Source organism: Eubacterium sp. 14-2, assembly GCF_000403845.2.
Taxonomy (GTDB): domain Bacteria; phylum Bacillota; class Clostridia; order Lachnospirales; family Lachnospiraceae; genus Petralouisia.
On the sequence record NZ_KE159567.1, the window covers coordinates 1,691,674 to 1,711,169 of the forward strand.

Sequence of the window (19,496 nt, forward strand, 5' to 3'; positions counted from 1 at the left end):
ATGATGGAAAGCATTATAAAAGTTGATAAAGTAATAAAAAAATTTGGTTCAGATATTGCTCTTGGCAATGTTTCCGTAGAATTTGAAAGAGGAAAAATTTATGGGATCGTTGGAAGGAACGGTTCTGGAAAAACTGTTTTATTTAAGACAATCACAGGATTTTTAAAACCTTCCAGCGGCAGAGTCATTGTTGATGGTAAAGAAATCGGCAAGGATACAGATTTTGCTGATAATATAGGAATTATCATTGAAACCCCAGGTTTTCTCAGCTCTTATAGTGGATATAAGAATCTTGAGTATCTTGCCAGTATTAAAAATATAATTGGGAAAAAAGAAATAAAGAAAAGCATGGAACGAGTTGGGCTTGATGCGGACAGTAAAAAGAAAGTTGGAAAATATTCTCTGGGGATGCGTCAAAGGCTTGGGATTGCACAGGCTATTATGGAAAATCCGGATATTCTGATTTTAGATGAGCCAATGAACGGTCTGGACAATCAGGGCGTGGAAGATGTCAGGGAAATCCTTTTAAATTTAAAGGAAGAAGGGAAAGCTATTATTCTGGCAAGTCATAACAAAGAGGATATAGAAGTGCTGTGCGATGAAGTGTACGAGATGGATCATGGAAAGCTGACAGTTTCAGACAGACAGCTTAAAAACAGGCGCAGACAATTAAACTGATTGTAATTGCTGTTGCCTGCGCTCTTATCCTTACAAAAACACTCCCCAAAAGCAGGGCGTGAATACAAACAGGAAGATACTTTCGCGTGACAGGGTCTTTCCTGTAGAAGAAAAAAAATTTCAGGACAATTCTGCAACATTTGGACAGTATGATACATTTAAAACAACGGAGAGGACATAAATGTATGAAAAAAATCATTATTGTTGAAGATGATACTTTGTTAAATAAAACCCTTGCTTATAATCTTATATAGATGGTTATAAGGTTGTTTCTGCATATTCATATTCTATGGCGGTCAGTTTATTAAAGGAAGAGTATCATCTTGCTTTGCTGGACGTCAGGCTGCCTGATGGAAGCGGGCTTGATTATTGCAGCATCTTAAAAGAAAAATATCCGGAAACTTACATTATTTTTTTAACCGCCAACGATAAGGAAAGCGATATGCTAAAGGGGTATGAGGCAGGTGGAGCTGACTATATAACAAAGCCTTTTTCGGTAGCGGTACTTTGTAAGAAAATAGCCGCTGTATTTGAAACCATAGAACAGCATCGGCCAGGTCATGACGTATACGAGGACGGTTTTCTCAGAATTTATCAGTCCGGGCATTTCTGCGGTTAGTGATCGTGGGGGTAGCTTCTACTTCAGTTTTTTTACTTTTCATTTTTTATTTCTTTACTGGCAGCGGCGTTCTTACACTTTGTGGATTGTTTCTTACCATTATTTTTTTGCGTGGGGAATTTTTTTCCTGAAATTTTTTCAGAAAAGACTTTCGGAATTTACAGACAGCTTATGCAGGACGCTTGACGATATGGTAAGCGGAAACGAAAGAACATTTACAGACCTGGAGGCAGAAACCTTGTTTGCCCGCATTTCACACCGGCTGGAACGGCTCTACAATATCATGCAGATAAACCGTCATAAGGCAGAAGATGAAAAGGCAGAGCTGCAGTCCCTGTTGTCAGACATTTCACATCAGACAAAAACACCCATTTCAAATCTCAAAATGATAAACGATACTCTGCTGACAAGGAGAATGACGGAAGAAAAGCAGAAAGAGTTTCTGCAGGCTGCAGGAAGCCAGCTGGATAAACTGGATTTTCTGATTCAGGCAATGGTAAAAACTTCCCGGCTTGAAACGGGCGTTATTACACTGGAAAAGAAATCAGTTCCTTTCACAGATACGCTCACTGCTGCATTAAACAGTGTTCTTGCACTCCTTGAAAAAAAGCAGATTACGTTGTCTGTGCATTGTCCGGATCATCTGACTTTTTTTCATGACAGCCGCTGGACAGCAGAAGCGTTATATAATATTTTGGATAATGCGGTGAAATATACCCCGGCTTATGGCAGTATCAGTGTGAACGTGCAGGAATGGGAAATGTATTTTAAGATTGATATTGCAGATACAGGCAGGGGGATTCCTGAAAAAGAGCAGGCAGCAATTTTCAAACGCTTCTACCGGGAGGAAGCGGTACATGATATAGATGGTATAAGCATCGGCCTTTTTCTTGCCCGTGAGATTATTACCATGCAGGGCGGTTATATCCAGGTTACTTCCAGTGTTGGATATGGCTCTGTTTTTTCCGTTTTTCTGCCGCGAAAATAAAATGTCCTGAAATTGAAAGAATTCAAATCATATTTCCATAGCATTTGGGACATTTCTGTTACATTTTAATTTTATGATATGTCTGTCAGAAAAAGAAAGGAGGTATTCGCGTGAGTATCTTACAGACAACAGGTTTGAAAAAATATTATGGAGCCGGGCCAGGCATTACCAGAGCCCTTGACGGGGTGGATTTTTCGGTGGAACAGGGGGAATTTGTGGCGGTGGTGGGCACTTCCGGCAGCGGAAAATCCACTTTGCTGCATATGATGGGAGGTCTTGATATTCCCACCTCCGGTTCTGTCTGCATCAGGGGGAAAGAACTTGCAGAAATGAATGATGAACAGCTTACTGTTTTCCGCCGCCGCAACATTGGTTTTATCTTCCGGAACTTTTCCGGAGGTCAGCAGCAGAGGGTAGCCATTGCCCGTGCCCTTGTGACAAAGCCGGCTATCGTATTGGCAGATGTTAAGTACAGTATAGTTTTAATTGTGTATGGTGTGTATAGAGTAAGGGAAAAGCTGAAAATAGGAACTACATACACAAACAGAAAGAAAAATGTATATGACGTTACATGGAAGAGAATTAGAAAAATCCTTAAGTCAGGGATAGGTTCTGGTTCTTTTTTTATGCCTTAAGGAAGGGGATGTTTCGATGGATTATATAGAACTGATTGAAGAAATAAGAGCAGAACTGCTGCAGGTTGTGAATCAGAGATGCGATGACATGATCCGGATGTATCAGAATGGGGAACCATACAATCGTTCAGAGATCAGGAGCAGGGAATGCCGCCTGGGGAGTACTTCCCCGTCCATGCTCAAAGGGAAGAGGCCGGTCTCTGTTACATTTGCTTCTGGTGAGACCATAGAAACACCCACATGGAAAAAGGCAGTCCAGACCATCCTGAAGCACTGCAACGGGCAGCCGGACATGCATGAAAGATTGATGCAGCTGAGGGGAAAGGTATTCGGCAGGCAGCGGACGATACTGGGGAAGGATCCGGCAGGCATGGATGTACCGATCCAGATCGATAAGGATCTGTATTTTGAGGCCAAGTTTGATACGGAGGCATTACTGACAATGATGGAGAAAAAAGTACTGGAGCCTGTGGGCTATGACTTTTCCGGGATCGTTATCCAGTATACAGAAAAGAAACCGGCGATATCAGAAAGCCTGAAGAGTGTGCAGGACGAAGGCAGGGAAGATGCGCCGGAAGAGGAACAGAGCGGAGGGATGACGCTGAGTTAGAAAAAAGGATATCTGTATATGAGGCAGAAGGGACTTCCATAACCGGATGGATCCTTCTTTTTTACTGCCTGAACAAAAGCCATATAGGAAGAGACTTTAGCAGAAGGGAGAGAGGATGCATGAAATCAGAAGATGAACAGATGATCCAGCGGATCATGGACACCGACACCATGGGTTATGCCAGTGTGTACGACAGCGGCAGCGGTAAAAGAGAAGAATACCTGGTTGCGCTGACTGCAGAGAACCTTGCCAGTCTCATCGGCAGAAAGGGCGGGGAGACCCGGCAGATCACCGTGACCGATGTTCTGGACCGCCTGGTGGCAGACAGCAGAAAGGGGACGCTGGACAACTGCCCGGATCAGAGACTGTGCAGGAAGATCAACCAGTTCCTGGCACCGATCCAGAGGGGAGAAAAAGAGGCAGGGGAGATCCTGGCCGTGAGCAGGGAGGCGGCGGACGAATACTTTGCAGCGGAAGAGGAGGCAGCCATCCTGGCAGAGTGCCGGATGCAGTAAAGGATTGGAAAAAACGAAAGGGGAAAGCGATATGGGATGGATACTGGGTATTACAGCAGCAGTAGGGATTCTTTTGGCCGGAATAGCCGGACTCGCATGCGTAGCGGTGTACAGAGTCAGTGAATGTCAGAACGATTGAAAAATTCCGTCCATCATGGCGGACAAAAGCGGATCAGAAAGAAAAGGAGCGTAGCATAACATGATCAGACAGATCGAAAAAGAGGAACTCCGAACGATGCATGGCCGTGAGGGGCTGGTCCTCCAGGGCTGCGGCGGGGATCTGAAGGAGTGGACAGACGGGATCAACCAGATGCTGGAGCAGGAAGGGATCCTTCCCAAAGGGAAACGGCTGGATGATGTGGCGGTTTTCCGGAATGAGGGGATGACCAACCTGCTCTTTTTCTTTGGGGAAGAAAAGCCGGACATCGGAAAGCTGGCGGTCTGGAGGCTTAAAACACATTTGCAGTTCGGCGGCACATGGATGTCCGACTATGTAAATAACCGGCTGGGAGGATTTCTACATGAAGCCGTGGCAGAGAAGCCGGACTGTGCGCTGATCGGTGAGGACGGGAACATCTTCAACCTGATGGGAATCGCAGCCCGGACCCTGCGGGAAAACGGGATGAAGGATAAGGCGGAGGAAATGGAGAAGCGCATCACCGAAGGCGGATGCCAGGACTATTATGAGGCACTGAACATCATCGACCAGTACGTCACCATCACAGGAAAAGAAGAACCTGAGATGGGCGGGATGGAGATGGAATAGCTGCCTGACAGTGGCAGGATGGAGAGGAGTCAATCGTGGAAGAAAGAGAACCCGTCATAAAGATCCTGTATGAAAATACCATAAGGCCGGTCAATCGGGTCTTACTCACCTTTCCGCTTTCCGGCAGGGAGAAGCCGGAGCAGAAGATGCTCTCTCTGACCAGAGGGCATGAGGGAAAGAGCAGCATTCCCTTCCGGATCACTAAAGTGGAGTCCCCCATCCCCGGCCTTGAACAGTATCTGCCTGCGGATGGCTGGTTCCAGGAGATCAGCTGCCTGGCAGAAAAGATCGGGAGGATGGACAGGGAAGAGCAGATGAAGTTTTCCGGGATCCTGGACTGCCGATCCATCTCCACCATCGGGGATGTCCTGGAAGCGGCGGACAGCCTGCAGCTGTATGAGTGTATCCCCGGTGTGACCTGCAGCCGGGAGCTGGGAGGATATGTGGTGGAGAACGGCATCATGGAGTTCCCCAGGAAGGTGTGGCCTTATCTGGATTATCATGGCATTGGGGAAGAATACTATGCGTCCCACAGCTGCGTTTATACACAGACCGGTCTTGTGGTGCGGAAAGAGGAAGCGCCGGAGATGGAAGAAGAACATACTCAGGGGATCCAGCTACAGTAGGGAGGAGGGAATGCATTGCGGATATTTGTAAAAAGAGAAAACTGGGAGGATGGGTGAATGTTCTGGCAGGTAAGATCAATCAGATAGGCAGGGAGAGCATTCCCTGGTATGAGGGAGTGATTGGCTGTGTGGAGTCTGAGCGCGGGGGCCGGGAGTGTTCGGTAAAGGATCTGATCAATGTTGCCGGCAACCTGGAATATTTCGGATTTCTGCCATGGATTGTGAGTGATATGGATCTGGGAGAGAGCGCGGTGAATGGGGGATCTGTACAAATGTTACAGGGGCTGCCGGATGAGGTCCTGGCGTTTTTGGATAAGGAAAAGGTAGGAGCCTGTCTGCGGGAAACAGAAAAGGGTGTCTTTACGAAAGAAGGCTACTGTTACCGGGTAAAGGAGGGATGGCAGGAAATCTATAATGGCCAGAACCTGCCGGAGCAGGAAACAGGGTCGGATGCAATTCTGTCCGTCAGGCTTGAAAACCGGAAGCACTCGGAACATGGAAAGGTCTGGCTCTCTCTTCCCTGCAGCACAGAGGGAATGGCTTCTACATATGCTTCTCTTCATGTGGAAAGCCTGGAACAGTGCAGGATCTGGGAGGTCCGCAGCGCAGTCCCCATCCTGGAAAAGAAGATCCAGTTTTATGATGATGTAGAGATGCTAAATGAACTGGCTGAAAGGCTGCAGCAGATGCCACAGAAAGAGCTGATAAAATATAAGGCTGTGCTGCAGTTTGAGAACTGGAAAAATATAGAGGAGGCGCTGCTGCTGACAGAGCGGCTGGACTGTTATGTGTTTGATCCCAGCCAGATCAGCTATGAACACTATGGCAGGAAATGCCTGGAGGATCTGGGGGGGGGTGGACTGCTCGGACCCGGCTTTCCGGAATTTTGATTTTGCTGAATACGGCATGAACCGGTTTGACGCTGCGGGGATGAGGAAAACGAACTATGGATGGATATCCTTAGCTCAGAAATCGGAACTTCTGGAGGCTCCAGGGGACAGCCGGCAAATGAGAGGGAATGACTTTCAGATGATGTGAAAAACTGCTTCCTAAAGGCAGGATGGATCAGGAAGAAATCCGTATATATCCCAGGGGATGACAGGTATGAAGCATTAATTTTAAAAGTAGTTAAAAAGAAACTTAATGTAAGACAGATAAGGAGAAGGATATGGAGAAAATAGAGGTAGATAAGGCATTATTGAGTGTAAAAGAGGTGTGTGCATATTTAGGGATAGGAGAGACCAAGGCAAGAGAGCTTTTGACAAAAACAAACAATAATTTTACAGTACGAATCGGGAATCGTGTATATGCCAATAAAATTCAGTTGGATAAGTGGATCGCTCATAACAGCGGCAATAAGGTGGAGAAAAAGCGGACAATTCATAGAAGAATAAAAAGGGAAGAATCCAGCATGGGAATGCAGATGACGATGTAAAGTCAACTGCGTTTATATGGAGCGGGTGCAAAAATGGGAAAAGATTTAAAGGGAAGAGAACTGGGAAAGGGTCTGTATCAGCGAAAGGATGGAAGATATGAGGCCAGAACAAAGATAAATGGAAGTGATGTCAGCATCTATGGATTCAATCTGCGGGAACTGAAAAAAGAATTTCAGGAATTAAAGGAAGAGGCACAGAACAGCATTGATTTTAGAAGGAAACATATAACACTGAATGAATGGTTTGAAGAATGGTTTCAGACATATAAGCTTCCGGTAGTTAAAGAAACCAGTGTTTATCCCATGAAAAATAAATTTTACGGTTCATTCGGCAAATATCTGGGAGAAAGAAAGCTGTGTGATATCACCAATATTGACATTCAGAGTGTCATTAACCAAATGAGCAGCGATGGACGGGCGGTTTCGTCCATGCGGGAGGCGCTTGGAAGAATGCGGGAATGTATGGAATCTGCCAGGAATAACCAGATCCTTTCGATCAATCCCTGCTTTGAGATCAGTGTTCCTTGGGAAAACAGGCAGGTGACACGCCGCTTTCTGTCCAGGGAGGAACAGAATACATTTTTAAAGACGGTAGAGCATAGCTGGTATAAGGAAATGTTTTATTTGATGTTTCTGACAGGGATGAGGATCGGAGAGGTAGGAGGCCTGATGTGGAAAGATGTAGATTTTAATGAAAAATGTCTCCGTATCAATCGATCCCTTTCCTGCCAGTACGAATATGGAAAAAAGATGCTGCGCCTCCTGTCTCCCAAGACCCATAATTCCTACAGGAAGATTCCGTTTTTCGGGGAGGCGGAGGAAATGCTCCTGCAGCAGAAAGCAAAGACTGACTGCCTGAAAAAAGCGCTGGGAAACCGTTTTAGGGCAACCGGTGAATATGCGGATCTGGTATTTGTCACCACCATGGGAAGCCCGGTGCTCCGCTATCATGCGGAAAAGGAAATCAAAAAGGTGGTGAAGGAGAACAATGAGCAGGAGGCATTTGAATCCGTGCAGGAACAGAGAGAACCCCATTATTTTGAGGACATGTACCCGCATGCGATTCGTCATACCTTCTGCAGCCGATGTTTTGAAGTGGGGCTGCAGCCAAAAGTGGTGCAGAGTATCATGGGGCACCAGCATTACAGCACAACCATTGATATCTATACCCATGTGTCGGAGAGCAAATATCAGGAAGAAGTTGGGAAATTTGGGAGGGCAATGGAACTGGAAGAAAGTAGCAGTGGGGAAGAACCAGAGGAGACCACAGATCCTGGAATGATGCAGACATTCGGTTAAGGGGGATGTATTGATTTTCGGGGGCTGACTGCATATAATTTAAGAAAATAATAATCTGTAATAAGCTATGATTGGATGTAACAGCAAAAGAAGAAGGGTGGAAACGTAAATGCTGACAGGTGGACTATACGGGAAACCATCTCCCTTTTTCTTTTATGAGCTGTTTTATTGAAAAATATAGCTTATCAGAGATACATATGTTAAAATAGGGATAGCAGAAAGGAGCCTGTTTTATGGAGATTGAGAATATACTGGCAAAAAATATTACAGCGGCAGGTGAAAAGGCCGCTTATGATGCAGCATGTAAACGGCTCCTGGCCAATAAGGTCATTCTGGCGTGGATCATGAAAAGCTGTATGGAAGAGTATAAGGCCCATAGTATCAATGAGATAGCGGAAAGATATATAGAGGGAATCCCTCAGATTGCAGAGGCAGCTGTCAATCCGGATGAAGATGGATATGAGGGCAGTGAACAGATCCGGGGAGCGAAGAACGAGGACAGTACAATACAGGAAGGAACGATCACTTATGATATCCGTTTTCTGGCAATCGTTCCGGGAACCGGAGAGATGATCCGTCTGATCATCAACGTAGAAGCGCAAAATGATTTTTATCCAGGATATCCGATCATTAAGAGAGCATTGTATTATTGCAGCCGGATGATCTCTTCCCAGTACGGTTCGGAATTTACGGAAACCCATTATGAGAAGATAAGGAAGGTATATTCCATATGGCTATGTCCCAATCCGCCGAAGAAGAGAGAGAATACGATCACCAGATACTGTGTTCAGGAAGAAAATCTGGTAGGCCAGGTGTTAGAACAGAAAGAAAATTATGATCTGTTAACTGTGGTCATGATCTGCCTGGGTCATGCAGGAGATGATAATTATACAGGGATATTAAAGCTGCTGGATGTGCTTTTATCTTCAGATAAAGAAGCGGAAGAGAAGAAGAAAATCCTGCAGGAAGATTTTGATATTGCGATGACAAAGACATTGGAGAGTGAGGTGTCGGCTATGTGTAACCTGAGTAAAGGGGTAGAGGAAAGAGGAATTGCAATTGGCTTGGAGCGTGGTATGGAACGTGGTTTGGAACGTGGTTTGGAGGCAGCAACATTAAATGCGATCCGGAATTTGATGGAGACTTTGAAGCTGACAGCAGAGCAGGCGATGGAGGCGTTGAAGGTACCGGAAGAGGAAAAGGTTAAGTATACAGGGATGTTGAAGAGCTAATTGGAAAGCGAGAAAGCAGTAGTTATGTGTAATCCGAGTAAAGGGGTAGAGGAGAGAGGAATTGCGATTGGCCTAGAGCGAGGTATAGAAACAACAACATTAAATGCGATCCGGAATTTGATGGAGACTTTGAAGCTGACGGCAGAGCAGGCAATGGAGGCATTGAAGGTACCAAAAGAGGAAAAGGTTAAGTATGCAGGGATGTTGAAAGGATAGATTTTGCGGAATGCTATCTGTACTTGTGACTCATGTATCCACATACGATCCGGCATACTTTTTGCAGCCACTGCTTTGAGGCAGGGATGCAGCCCCCAAAGTGGTGCAGAGCATTATGGGGCACCAGCATTACAGCACAACCATTGATATCTATACCCATGTGTCGGAGAGCAAATATCAGGAAGAAGCTGGGAAAATTGGGAGGGCGATGGAACCGGAAGAAATGGGGAATGAAGAGGCGGAACAGGAGTTGCGTTTCGGAATGGGGCAGACATTTGGATGAGGATAGGGAGATGGATTGCTTTTGGGGATTATTCAAAACTGATAGATTATTGGGATTCATGCAATGGATGATAAACTAAAGACTGACAGTATAAAACTATAGCAGATTGGTGCAAAATTCAAGAACATAATGAGGCAGAAAGACTGCACCAAGTTGGTGCAGAAATATCATTTCCCTTTTTTTTCGGTTTTGTGTCCTGGCGTTATGCACAAATTAATTGAAAACGCTGTATGCGGTGGTAAAATATGACTAGAAACTAAGATACGGATATTTGTTTGTAAAGGAGGCGAGAAAATGGCTATGTCAAGTATACTGACCAATGTAAAGATTGTTGATCCTAAAAAAATTGAATCCTTCATCAAAGCACTTGACGCTTCGGCAGATGATCCCAAAAGAGAGCCATCCACTCCGGTAAGCCGCCAGATGACGAATATTGATGAGATACGAAGACTCATGGCAAAGAAGGTTCTGATGAGATGAAAGAATACACATTAGTTAATATACGGCTATGTGTAACCTGAGTAAAGGTGTGGAAGAGAAAGGGATTGCGATTGGGCTGGAGCAGGGTTTGGAGCGCGGCATAGAACGTGGTTTGGAGATAGGAACATTAAATGCAATCCGAAATTTGATGGAAACTTTGAAGCTAACTGCTGAACAGGCAATGGAAGCGTTGAAAGTACCAGAGGAGGATAAGGTTAAGTATGCGGGGATGCTGAAGAATTAATTTTTTGATATTATTTTGAAATAGTGGAAAGATTTGCTTTTTATCTTTTTAAGAATCTATTCTGCAATGATGGGAAAGGATGACGAAGCGATGATGAAACCAGTAGTCAGTAAGTCTTTTAATCTGGAGGACATTCGGAAGATACGAGAGTATAATTCTCTGCGTCATGTTCAGATGGATCCGGAAGAAATCATTGAGGATATCCGTAAGGGTGCGGAAATCATATTGGAGAAAATCCGGCAAAGTGAAACCTGTTGTAAATACCAGGTGTGAAGATTTTGAGGGGGCAAGTGGTAGTTGCAAATTTTGCAACTACCACTCAGTATGGTGCTATAGTCGGAAAAACTCAAACACATATGATGGAATACTATAATCTGGATGTTGTATAAAATCTAGGAGCGGCATTACTTTCCGAAAAAGGCAGGAATTTGCTGGATGAATAGACAGGGTAGACAGGAAGCTGGTTCTGCCGGAGCGTAAGGTTCTGGTGTGTGGCGAATGAGTGATACCAGGGTGCCGGTTCCATGCGTATGGAACGGTTTTGTGGCGTGAGTGTTCCTGAGTATTCTTAGAGGGAAGTATATTTCCGGTAGAGAGGATCTGGTCGGGTTTGGCGTGGCGGAGTTTCTGGATGACGGATACACAGGAAGGAATCTGGACCGTCCGGGCTTTCAGGAGCTGATTGGCAGTGCCGGGAAGGTGAGGTGTATCGTGGTGAAGGACCTTTCCCGGCTTGGGAGGAATTATGTGGAGGTGGGGAACCTGCTGGAGCAGGATTTCCCCTTTCTGGGGGGTAAGGGTTATTTCTGTGAATGACGGGTACGACAGCGCCATGCTGGATGGGGCAGACGGGCGGTATTGACGTAGCGTTCAGGAATACCCATGAGGGAATCGTGACCCAGGAGGAATTTGACCGGGCCAATGCCAATATGCGGAGTGTAGTGCCAGGAAAGAAAAATAAGATGGTCCGGCTTATGTATGGGTGGTGGCCGGATGAGCAGCTTTCGGATGAGGTTAAGAGGTATGTGGAGAGCCGGCTGGACAGGCTGGGGTGGATGTGGTGTTGAGTCATACTACGCCGTTGAAGTATGAGCTGGCGGAGGTGTTTATGGCCGGGGTGGATCAGAATAAGGTGGATAAGTCTACGGAGGAATGGCTGGACGGAATTGAGGATAGGCAGGATTATGGGAAGTGGTATTGCGGGCATTATCATACGGAGAAGAGAATAGATAGCCTGCAAATTATGTTTGAGAATTTTGGGGTGGTTTGATAAGAGCCGAGATAGCAAAAGAATTTTTAAGATTGTTTGTGAGGTTTTAGTATGTTGCAAATTATATCAGGTAAGTTTTTTAGCGATAATGGTGAAATAAGACATAATGACTGCTATGGAGTGCTTTATTCTAACTTGGAATATTTTGGAAGTGTTAAATATAAAAATATTGAATTGAATACTATTGATTGGAAGAGAGGAATGCCTGCATATGTATTAAACTTTGATAATAATTTAGAGGTAGTTGATTCAACTAAAATATTGGTAAAAGTAGGAGATGATGAAATTATTCGTCAGATGAAATATATTTTGACGTTTAGTCTGAATGGAATATTTGATGAAAATGAAAGTGCTGTTGAAAAAATAATTAGGACGAATATTACACAAGGAGATACATCAGAACAATTTCTGGGTGAAATAGTTCGTAATAATAAATTTATTAGCGATGATGAGCTTCAATATAGCATTTCTTTTTATAATCAAATGATAGGATTAAAAAGGGAAGATTATAAAATCATCATGCAATGTTTAAGCGCATATTATTCAGCAATAAGAGTTTTATATGAAGATATTAGTCTTTCGTACAGCATGTTAGTATATTGCATAGAATCCTTATCGTCAAATTATGATAAATATATTCCTACATGGGATGATTATGACTATGATATAAAGATGAAATTAGAAAAAATTTTGTCTGGATATGATAATGACTTGTTTGATGAAATTAAAAAAATTCTTATTAAGGATAAACACTTAAAACTTTCAAAACGTTTTGTTAATTTTGTTTTGTCTAATGTTACAAATGATTTTTTTGAAGTAACGGGTAGAAAAGGTATTACTTATGATGAACTTGAAAATGCTTTGCAGAATGCTTATAGTATCAGATCCCAATATGCCCATGAATTAAAACCAATAATGAAGCAATTGCAAATTGGAAGTTTTTCAGACAAATGTGATGTGTTTGAATGGGAGCATGCTATTTTTTTTACATATGGTGGGCTAATAAGGTTAGTCAGACATATTATTATAAATTTTGTTGAGAAGTGTGAAAAAGTAGAGAAAGAGGATTATCCTTGGCATTCAGAATTGCCAGGGACAGTTAATATAAAGTTATCACCTACAATTTGGTTGGGAATAGCGAAAGACAATGACGGAAGTAGAGGTATTGCTAATCTTGAAGGGTTACTACAATGTATACAATCGGATCCTAAAAATGTACCCAATATAAATGAGTGTGTGGAAAGGTACTTAACACATTTTAGTGAAATTAAAAGAAATAATAAAGCGGCCGTTTTAGCGTTATGTTGGATATACATATTATCAATAAGTAGTCTTGACGAAGCGTATAAAGAAAAAATGGTAAGTAAATTGAAATTGTATTTGGAAATGATATCAGAATGTAACATATACAATATACTTATTTTCGCTATAACACAATTTGATTATTTAGAGATTGATTGGACTGTTGATGATATGATAAAAGAGATAAATAAGTATAATAAGAATAAATTCAAAAAGAATCATATTAAGTTGCCTAATAATGTAGAAACCAATATATATATTATGATAGCAGAAAGCATGCAGACAAATGAGCAAACTTTATATTGGTACAATAAAGCTTATAAAAATTGTGTAAATAATAAAGAACTTCAAGAGCAAATAGGTTTAAGGTTAAAGGAGTTTGGCTGTGATAATCAATTTAATTGAAATAAAAAAATTTTGTCCCATGCTTGACATAAGCTGACGGAAATAAACGTATTGCAGCAACCATATTTCTCTATTTCCTGGATAAAAATGATGTTTTGTTTATTGATGGGAAGAAATTAATTGATGATCATACATTAGTAGCCTTAACAATCATGGTAGCTGAATCTAGGCCGGAGGAAATGGAGATGATGATTACTGTAATTTTGAATTGTTTGAAATGATTGTCAGATATGCAGTGGAGAATAGAGTGCTGATGCAAATAAATTTCTCGAATCCGCCCGGTAGTGGGAAGGCTATAGCCGAAAGTAAGGGTGTCCACTGTGGGATGGGATCTGAAAGAAGCTGATGTGGGGAATACACTAACCTACGGGCAAATCTCTGATTTGACAAACAGAAATCATATAAGAGATTAAGCATAAGGGTAAGACTGTAGGACAAGTTGAAGCTCAATAACTACACGGAGTCATGCATGATAAATGTGACAGATGGATGGAGAACTTGAAAGTCCGAAACAAAATACTAAAACAATATGTGAATGTGAATACGGTAATATCATTTGAGTGAGCTTTCATTGATATGTTAACTTATATATGGTAAGATTTTGGAAAAGAGAGAATTTGGAAAACCTGTATGGTGCGTAATTAATACTGTAAATCAGATTTATAAAAGGGGACTAGTATGGCATACGAAGCAGGCGGACGGGCAGATAAATCAGGAAATCGTTTTGAGTATAATTGGACAATCAACAAAATGTTGGATGTCCTGAATGAAAAAATACAGTATCTTACCATAGAAGCAGTCGGAGACGACGAGCGGGGAGTGGATTTATGGATTGGAAATAAGGATGGGACTCGTGAAGGGCAGCAATGCAAAGGGCGGTGCCGCAATAATGAATATTGGACATATGGGGAGGTGAACGAAAAAGGAATCTGGGATAACTGGAAGGTTCAGCTTGAGAATAGCAAAGCAAATATGGTTTCTCTAGTTTCGCCGCTTGCATTTAATGTATTGGAAGACATAACCCAGATGGCGAGGAATACAGACGCCGCAAAGCCGAGGAATTTTTACGAATATCAGATAAGGAAGTCAGGAAAAAAGACGGTAAAGTTTTTTCATCACTACTGTGATGCAATGGGTATAAATCCTGCTGAAGAGAGGGGCATAGCAACGACGATTGACTATATGTCAAGAACGTTTTATCGAAACCCTGGCAACTTTGGATTGAGAGAAATTCTTCTACAAAGAATTGAACTATTATTTGTTGGCGATGCGGAAGAGATTTTTTCAAAGCTCCTCAAATTTGTTCTCCTAGAGGACATTTGGGGAAAGAAGATAGATGCATTGATGATTACAGATTACTGTAAGGATACGGGTATTGTCTTTCGGGATTTGGCAAGGGATGAGAGAATACTTCCAGTTATATTGAACTTAAACGAAGAATATCAATCCGTATTCATAAAGTTTCAGAGTGGCTATATTATCCGGAATGAGGCAAAAAGCTGCTGGCAGTGGATATTGGATGGAAAGTCAGTAATCATCCATGGACATGCAGGTATGGGAAAAAGTGGATGTATAGAAAACATTATTCAATTCTGTAAGGAATCGGAGACCTTGTATCTGGCTGTCAAGCTGGACAAAAGAATACCACATGAAACTGCAGAAAGATGGGGACAAAGCATGGGATTGCCAGCATCTGTTTCGCATTGCTTGAATGCTGTGTCGTGTGATAAAAGGGCAGTCCTTATTTTCGATCAGTTGGATGCTTTGCGATGGACGCAGGCACATTCGAGCGAGTCTCTTGCCATATGCAGAAAAATAATACGGGAAGTTGAGCAGATGAATCAGGAGCGCAGGCATAAGATCTCAATTGTTATGGTATGTCGCACATACGATTTGGAAAATGACAATAACATACAAGGGTTATTTAAAGATTCGGCGAGACGGGGCTGCATGGTAGAGTGGGCAAGGATCCGGGTGGATAAATTGAGCCAGGAAGAGGTGGAAAAGGTTGTTGGTTCTGTTTATAAATCCCTATCCCCAAAGACAAGGGATTTGTTGTCAACGGCAAGCAACCTGTATATATGGGAGCACCTGGATGTCAACCGGGAAGTTGAAATATGTACAAAACAGCAGCTTGTGCGAGAATGGTGGGGACAGCTAAAGAGCAAGGCTGATAGGAATGGCTTCGATTCAGATAAATTGGAAAAGATAAAGGACAACTTCATAAAGTACTGTGACAGAAGCGGGAAGATGTATGCAAGCTGTTCCCGGCTGAACATGCCAGAGGATTACAGGAATTTTCTGCAGTCGAATGGATTTTTTGTACTAATGGGTGATAAGGTGTCATTGGTGCATCAATCCATTTTGGATTGTTTTTTTGCGGAGCATATGTTGGATCAGTTTTATGATGATGTCAGCCTTTCAGATATTATAGGCGAAAAGGACAGACAGACTCCGGGCAGGCGATATCAGGTACAGATGTTCTTGCAGCTTTTGCTGGAAGATTCAGAAGAGGATTTTTTAGCTGTCGGGGAAAGACTATTAGAATTAACGGATGTGCGGTACAATGTGAAATATGTGTTTATAGAAATCCTCTCCCAGATAACAGAACCGGATAAGAAAGTGTTCAAGTTTGTCCGAAGATTCCTGTGGGATGATAGATGGGGAAAACACTTTAGGAGCATAGTGGTTTTAGGGAAGCAGGCATATGTAAGAAAACTTCGTGAGTGTGGTGACCTGGATATATGGATGCAGTATGAAGATAAATATAGCTATGTAACAGGGCTGTTTCGCAGTATTATTCCGAACTGCAACGTGGAAGATATAGCATTTTTACAGAAGTATGTATTAGATCCAGATAAAGCAGATGAATGGATAAAATGTCTGGTAAGGGATATCCATGAAGGCAGTGAGGCCTTTTTTGAACTAAAATTAAGCTATTACAGACAATTCCCTCAGTCCTTTAAGCAATATAAGAATATTCTGCTGGGAGAAAAAATAAAGGATTTGCGTTCAGTTCAATTAGTGGCATTGATGCTGGAACAACACGTGAACGAAGGGTACGATAGCCTTTATCGTTATGATGAAGTCTGTGTATCAGAAGATGCAAATATCTTCAAAACACAATATAAAAATATCCTTGAAATATTGATGCCCTTTATACCGATGGAGGATCAGGGTGTTTTTTCTAGGTGGTCTGCAAGATATTCCGGCAAACACAGTTTGGAAAGGGTATGTATTCAGATTATAAAAAGTGCGAATAGGCATTTTGCCCAAAATGAGCCTGAGTTATTTCTGTCAAAGGTTTCGTGCTATATAGGTACAGGGGTTCCTCTGCATAATGAATTGATACTGGATTCCTTTCAGTATCTGCCGGATTTATATGCAGATTATATTTTGGAATATATGTGTGGTGATTTTGAAGAGAGAATATTTGAATGTACAAGCGGAAATGGGGATAAACTGCTGCTTGCAAAGGCAGTGCTTGAAAAAAATGCCGTGATTTGTTCAGATGAAGCATATTCTGAATTGGAGTTTTGTATCATCCATTATAAGACACCGGATGCAAAAGAACGATTATATCGCAGGATAGAATATAACAAAACAAAAAAGAAAGGGGATTTGAGAGCATACTGCAAGTTCTGTGGGGATCTGCAAAATGATTTGCTGGGAATTCTACCATTAGACCGTATGGGAAAAGAGGCTAAAGAATTAAAAACGGTTTTTGGTAGATCATACGAAAATGATTCAATATATCAATATAATGCAGATTGTAAGGGCAGGGGTGTCAATTCCCCAATTGCCGGAAAAAAACTGAACTTTAATGACTGGAAAAGAATACTTTTGAATAATGAACTGCCCTCAAGGAAATTCGGGGAATTTAAAGAAAAGAACGGGAGGTATATAGATAATTCCCTTGAAGCATTTGCATTAGAATTTCAAAAGGCAGTTTCAGACGCCCCAGTTGAATTTTTACAAAATATTCTGAAAATGGAGGAAGAGATAAATGCAGTTTTTGTCAGAGCATTGGCCAGAGGGATTGCTTATAGCAATAAACATGATGAAGTTGACAATGGCAGCATAGAAGAACTGTTTTTGAAGTACCCTTATGATTATGGGACAGGGGTAGCATTGGAATACTGCGAGATTATAGAAAGGAAACAGGATATTCTTTGGTCTGAATCTACTTTGGACATGCTGTGCAGCATCATCCATAGGCGTAGAGAGTTTATTCAGGATAAATCAGCAGAGGATGCCGAGGCTTCGAAAGAGACCGTAGAAAAAGCGGAAAGTAAAATGCTATATTCTGTTGTAGGGGTTGCTGTTCAGGCAATAGGAGGCATATTGTTCGGAAATAGAAGTGCACTGGAACAATTTAAGGCACCATTTGATGAATTGGTGGATGATGTTGATTTTGTATCGAGATATGCATGTGTCTATGCCTTATGGACAGCTTACCATATTGACAGGGGCTGGGCGATAGCTAGGATTAGGAGAATGTTTCTTTCAAACTTTCGGTTGGCAGGTATTTCAGATAGGGGAATCCATTTTGCCCTGTATAACGAAGATAAAGAAATTGTCCAGAATGTGTTAAGGAATGGATTCTGTTCTGATGATGGTGTCCTAAAAGAAAGATGTGGTGAATCCATTGCTGAAATGTATCTCATTTATGATGATTTTGATGATATATTTGATTCCTTTCCATTATTGGATGAACAACAGAAAAAAGCCATGGTCGGAATGCTTATAGTATATCTTGGAATTGATAAATATCATGAAAAAGCGAAAAAAGAATTAAGCCATATTCTTGAATATAATGACGAGAAACTAATCGATTCATGGTCTGGTTTATTCTATATAAGCAGGATATGCCTATCGCAGGACAGAGATTTTCTGATGCAACTAATGACATCAGAACTGGGGGCTAAGATGATGTTTGCATTTGAAAAATACATAAGTAAGCATGGCAGTTTATTGGATTATTCAGACATAATCCTTAAAATGGCTTACTATATTTTAGAAGATGCAGATATAACCAGGCAGGACAGGTGGTTGATTGAAAGAGATTTGATAAAATTAGTCTGGGGGCTTTATGATGAAGCTAATTCTGAAGAGGATAAGGATGAAGATATTTCCTCAAGGTGTTTGGATATTTGGGATTTGATGTTTGAGAAGCAGATTGGAGAGACACAGGAATTGACTAGAAAGATGATGGAATTATAAATGAGGTAAAATTTAGAATCATATGGAAGCAGCTAGGGTATGGGAGGATTTTTAGCTGTCTTTCGATACGATTAGAGCCTTTTGATCTGCAGATTGGGAATGGATAGGATGAAGGTAATCGGAGAGAAGGAACTACAGAGTCTTCTCTCCGATTACCTTCATCTCCATTAAACGAAAAGTCGAAAGAATTAAACTGAGGTACAGTAAGCATTTCAGGGAATCCAGACACCTATGGATGTTGCCTCTTATTGATAATATCAGATTAGAGGAGATTAAAAAGCAACTGCCTACAGAGAAAGAGATCCAAAGGCGTATTGAATTAGCAGAAGAAGAATTTAATTTGAATAGAAAGAAGCAGAATAGATGATATTGGATAGTATACGACAGATGGGATGAAAACTTCGCTTGTTTCTTCTGTATATAGAAGAAACAGCATTTTACCAACTTCCAAAACAGATTTACCAATTTTTAAAACCATTGGATTTAGGGAAGAAAATAAGAGGCAAAAATTCTTTACCATCTCGAAAACTGGTAAACTCAAAACAGAACCCCTCTCAACCCCGCATAAATCCAACATTCCATCAAAAAGTTCGCAAAGCAGATGGGGGCTATGTAAGATAGTCTGTTTGGATCTAATAGTAAAGATTGAAGGGCTTCAGAGAGATCTGGG

21 protein-coding genes and 2 pseudogenes are annotated in these 19,496 nt (G+C 41.9%); all 23 read left to right on the forward strand.

Annotated features, from left to right (window positions below; translation table 11 throughout):
- The 23 genes and pseudogenes from C805_RS14925 (at nt 1) to C805_RS15010 (ending at nt 18,826) form a co-directional block, all read left to right on the forward strand.
- Nucleotides 1-678 carry an ABC transporter ATP-binding protein gene (locus C805_RS14925; protein WP_016214713.1) on the forward strand — a complete coding sequence of 226 codons (678 nt, stop codon included), beginning with the start codon at nt 1-3 and terminating at the stop codon, nt 676-678.
- Between the two features lie 289 nt (nt 679-967).
- Nucleotides 968-1,297, forward strand: a complete 330-nt coding sequence (locus C805_RS14930; RefSeq protein ID WP_016214714.1) for a response regulator transcription factor — start codon at nt 968-970, stop codon at nt 1,295-1,297.
- A pseudogene (locus C805_RS14935) lies at nt 1,246-2,285 on the forward strand (sensor histidine kinase). Before C805_RS14930 ends, C805_RS14935 begins: the two are co-directional and overlap by 52 nt.
- A 110-nt stretch (nt 2,286-2,395) precedes the next feature.
- A pseudogene (locus C805_RS0105410) lies at nt 2,396-2,749 on the forward strand (ABC transporter ATP-binding protein); the annotation flags it as partial.
- Between the two features lie 187 nt (nt 2,750-2,936).
- Entirely contained in the window at nt 2,937-3,530 is a 594-nt protein-coding gene (locus C805_RS14940; protein ID WP_016214717.1) for a hypothetical protein, read from the forward strand.
- Nucleotides 3,531-3,649: 119 nt separating this feature from the next.
- Nucleotides 3,650-4,045: a hypothetical protein gene (locus C805_RS14945; RefSeq protein WP_016214718.1), complete on the forward strand. Its 396-nt coding sequence runs from the start codon at nt 3,650-3,652 to the stop codon at nt 4,043-4,045.
- Nucleotides 4,046-4,049: 4 nt separating this feature from the next.
- Nucleotides 4,050-4,184, forward strand: coding sequence for a hypothetical protein (locus tag C805_RS27345; RefSeq protein ID WP_256379636.1), 135 nt, complete (start codon nt 4,050-4,052; stop codon nt 4,182-4,184).
- Between the two features lie 60 nt (nt 4,185-4,244).
- The gene (locus tag C805_RS14950) at nt 4,245-4,811 is read left to right on the forward strand and encodes a hypothetical protein (protein WP_016214719.1); all 567 of its coding nucleotides are present in this window, start codon (nt 4,245-4,247) and stop codon (nt 4,809-4,811) included.
- Between the two features lie 35 nt (nt 4,812-4,846).
- Complete coding sequence (locus C805_RS14955; protein WP_016214720.1) at nt 4,847-5,437, forward strand: hypothetical protein; 591 nt, start codon at nt 4,847-4,849, stop codon at nt 5,435-5,437.
- Between the two features lie 53 nt (nt 5,438-5,490).
- Nucleotides 5,491-6,327, forward strand: a complete 837-nt coding sequence (locus C805_RS14960) for a hypothetical protein (RefSeq protein WP_016214721.1) — start codon at nt 5,491-5,493, stop codon at nt 6,325-6,327.
- 278 nt (nt 6,328-6,605) lie between these two features.
- Nucleotides 6,606-6,872: a helix-turn-helix domain-containing protein gene (locus tag C805_RS27350; protein ID WP_016214722.1), complete on the forward strand. Its 267-nt coding sequence runs from the start codon at nt 6,606-6,608 to the stop codon at nt 6,870-6,872.
- A 33-nt stretch (nt 6,873-6,905) separates the two neighbouring features.
- Complete coding sequence (locus C805_RS14970; protein WP_016214723.1) at nt 6,906-8,171, forward strand: tyrosine-type recombinase/integrase; 1,266 nt, start codon at nt 6,906-6,908, stop codon at nt 8,169-8,171.
- Nucleotides 8,172-8,404: 233 nt separating this feature from the next.
- Complete coding sequence (locus C805_RS14975; RefSeq protein WP_016214724.1) at nt 8,405-9,403, forward strand: hypothetical protein; 999 nt, start codon at nt 8,405-8,407, stop codon at nt 9,401-9,403.
- Nucleotides 9,404-9,619: a hypothetical protein gene (locus tag C805_RS14980; RefSeq protein WP_022751144.1), complete on the forward strand. Its 216-nt coding sequence runs from the start codon at nt 9,404-9,406 to the stop codon at nt 9,617-9,619.
- A gap of 100 nt (nt 9,620-9,719) precedes the next feature.
- The gene (locus C805_RS27085; RefSeq protein WP_242832670.1) at nt 9,720-9,902 is read left to right on the forward strand and encodes a hypothetical protein; all 183 of its coding nucleotides are present in this window, start codon (nt 9,720-9,722) and stop codon (nt 9,900-9,902) included.
- A gap of 294 nt (nt 9,903-10,196) precedes the next feature.
- Nucleotides 10,197-10,382 carry a hypothetical protein gene (locus tag C805_RS14985; protein WP_016214726.1) on the forward strand — a complete coding sequence of 62 codons (186 nt, stop codon included), beginning with the start codon at nt 10,197-10,199 and terminating at the stop codon, nt 10,380-10,382.
- 49 nt (nt 10,383-10,431) lie between these two features.
- Nucleotides 10,432-10,626 carry a hypothetical protein gene (locus tag C805_RS14990; protein WP_155957623.1) on the forward strand — a complete coding sequence of 65 codons (195 nt, stop codon included), beginning with the start codon at nt 10,432-10,434 and terminating at the stop codon, nt 10,624-10,626.
- A 90-nt stretch (nt 10,627-10,716) separates the two neighbouring features.
- Nucleotides 10,717-10,899 carry a hypothetical protein gene (locus C805_RS14995; protein WP_016214728.1) on the forward strand — a complete coding sequence of 61 codons (183 nt, stop codon included), beginning with the start codon at nt 10,717-10,719 and terminating at the stop codon, nt 10,897-10,899.
- A 279-nt stretch (nt 10,900-11,178) separates the two neighbouring features.
- Nucleotides 11,179-11,442 carry a recombinase family protein gene (locus C805_RS0105435; protein ID WP_022751147.1) on the forward strand — a complete coding sequence of 88 codons (264 nt, stop codon included), beginning with the start codon at nt 11,179-11,181 and terminating at the stop codon, nt 11,440-11,442.
- Nucleotides 11,439-11,693: a hypothetical protein gene (locus tag C805_RS26715; protein ID WP_016214729.1), complete on the forward strand. Its 255-nt coding sequence runs from the start codon at nt 11,439-11,441 to the stop codon at nt 11,691-11,693. Before C805_RS0105435 ends, C805_RS26715 begins: the two co-directional genes overlap by 4 nt.
- The gene (locus C805_RS25900) at nt 11,690-11,896 is read left to right on the forward strand and encodes a hypothetical protein (protein ID WP_196811070.1); all 207 of its coding nucleotides are present in this window, start codon (nt 11,690-11,692) and stop codon (nt 11,894-11,896) included. The genes C805_RS26715 and C805_RS25900 overlap by 4 nt, the downstream gene beginning before the upstream one ends.
- A 51-nt stretch (nt 11,897-11,947) precedes the next feature.
- Nucleotides 11,948-13,603, forward strand: a complete 1,656-nt coding sequence (locus C805_RS15005) for a hypothetical protein (RefSeq protein WP_016214731.1) — start codon at nt 11,948-11,950, stop codon at nt 13,601-13,603.
- Nucleotides 13,604-14,281: 678 nt separating this feature from the next.
- Nucleotides 14,282-18,826 (forward strand): hypothetical protein, encoded by a 4,545-nt coding sequence (locus C805_RS15010; RefSeq protein ID WP_016214732.1) that lies wholly within the window; start codon nt 14,282-14,284, stop codon nt 18,824-18,826.
- Nucleotides 18,827-19,496: the final 670 nt, after the last annotated feature.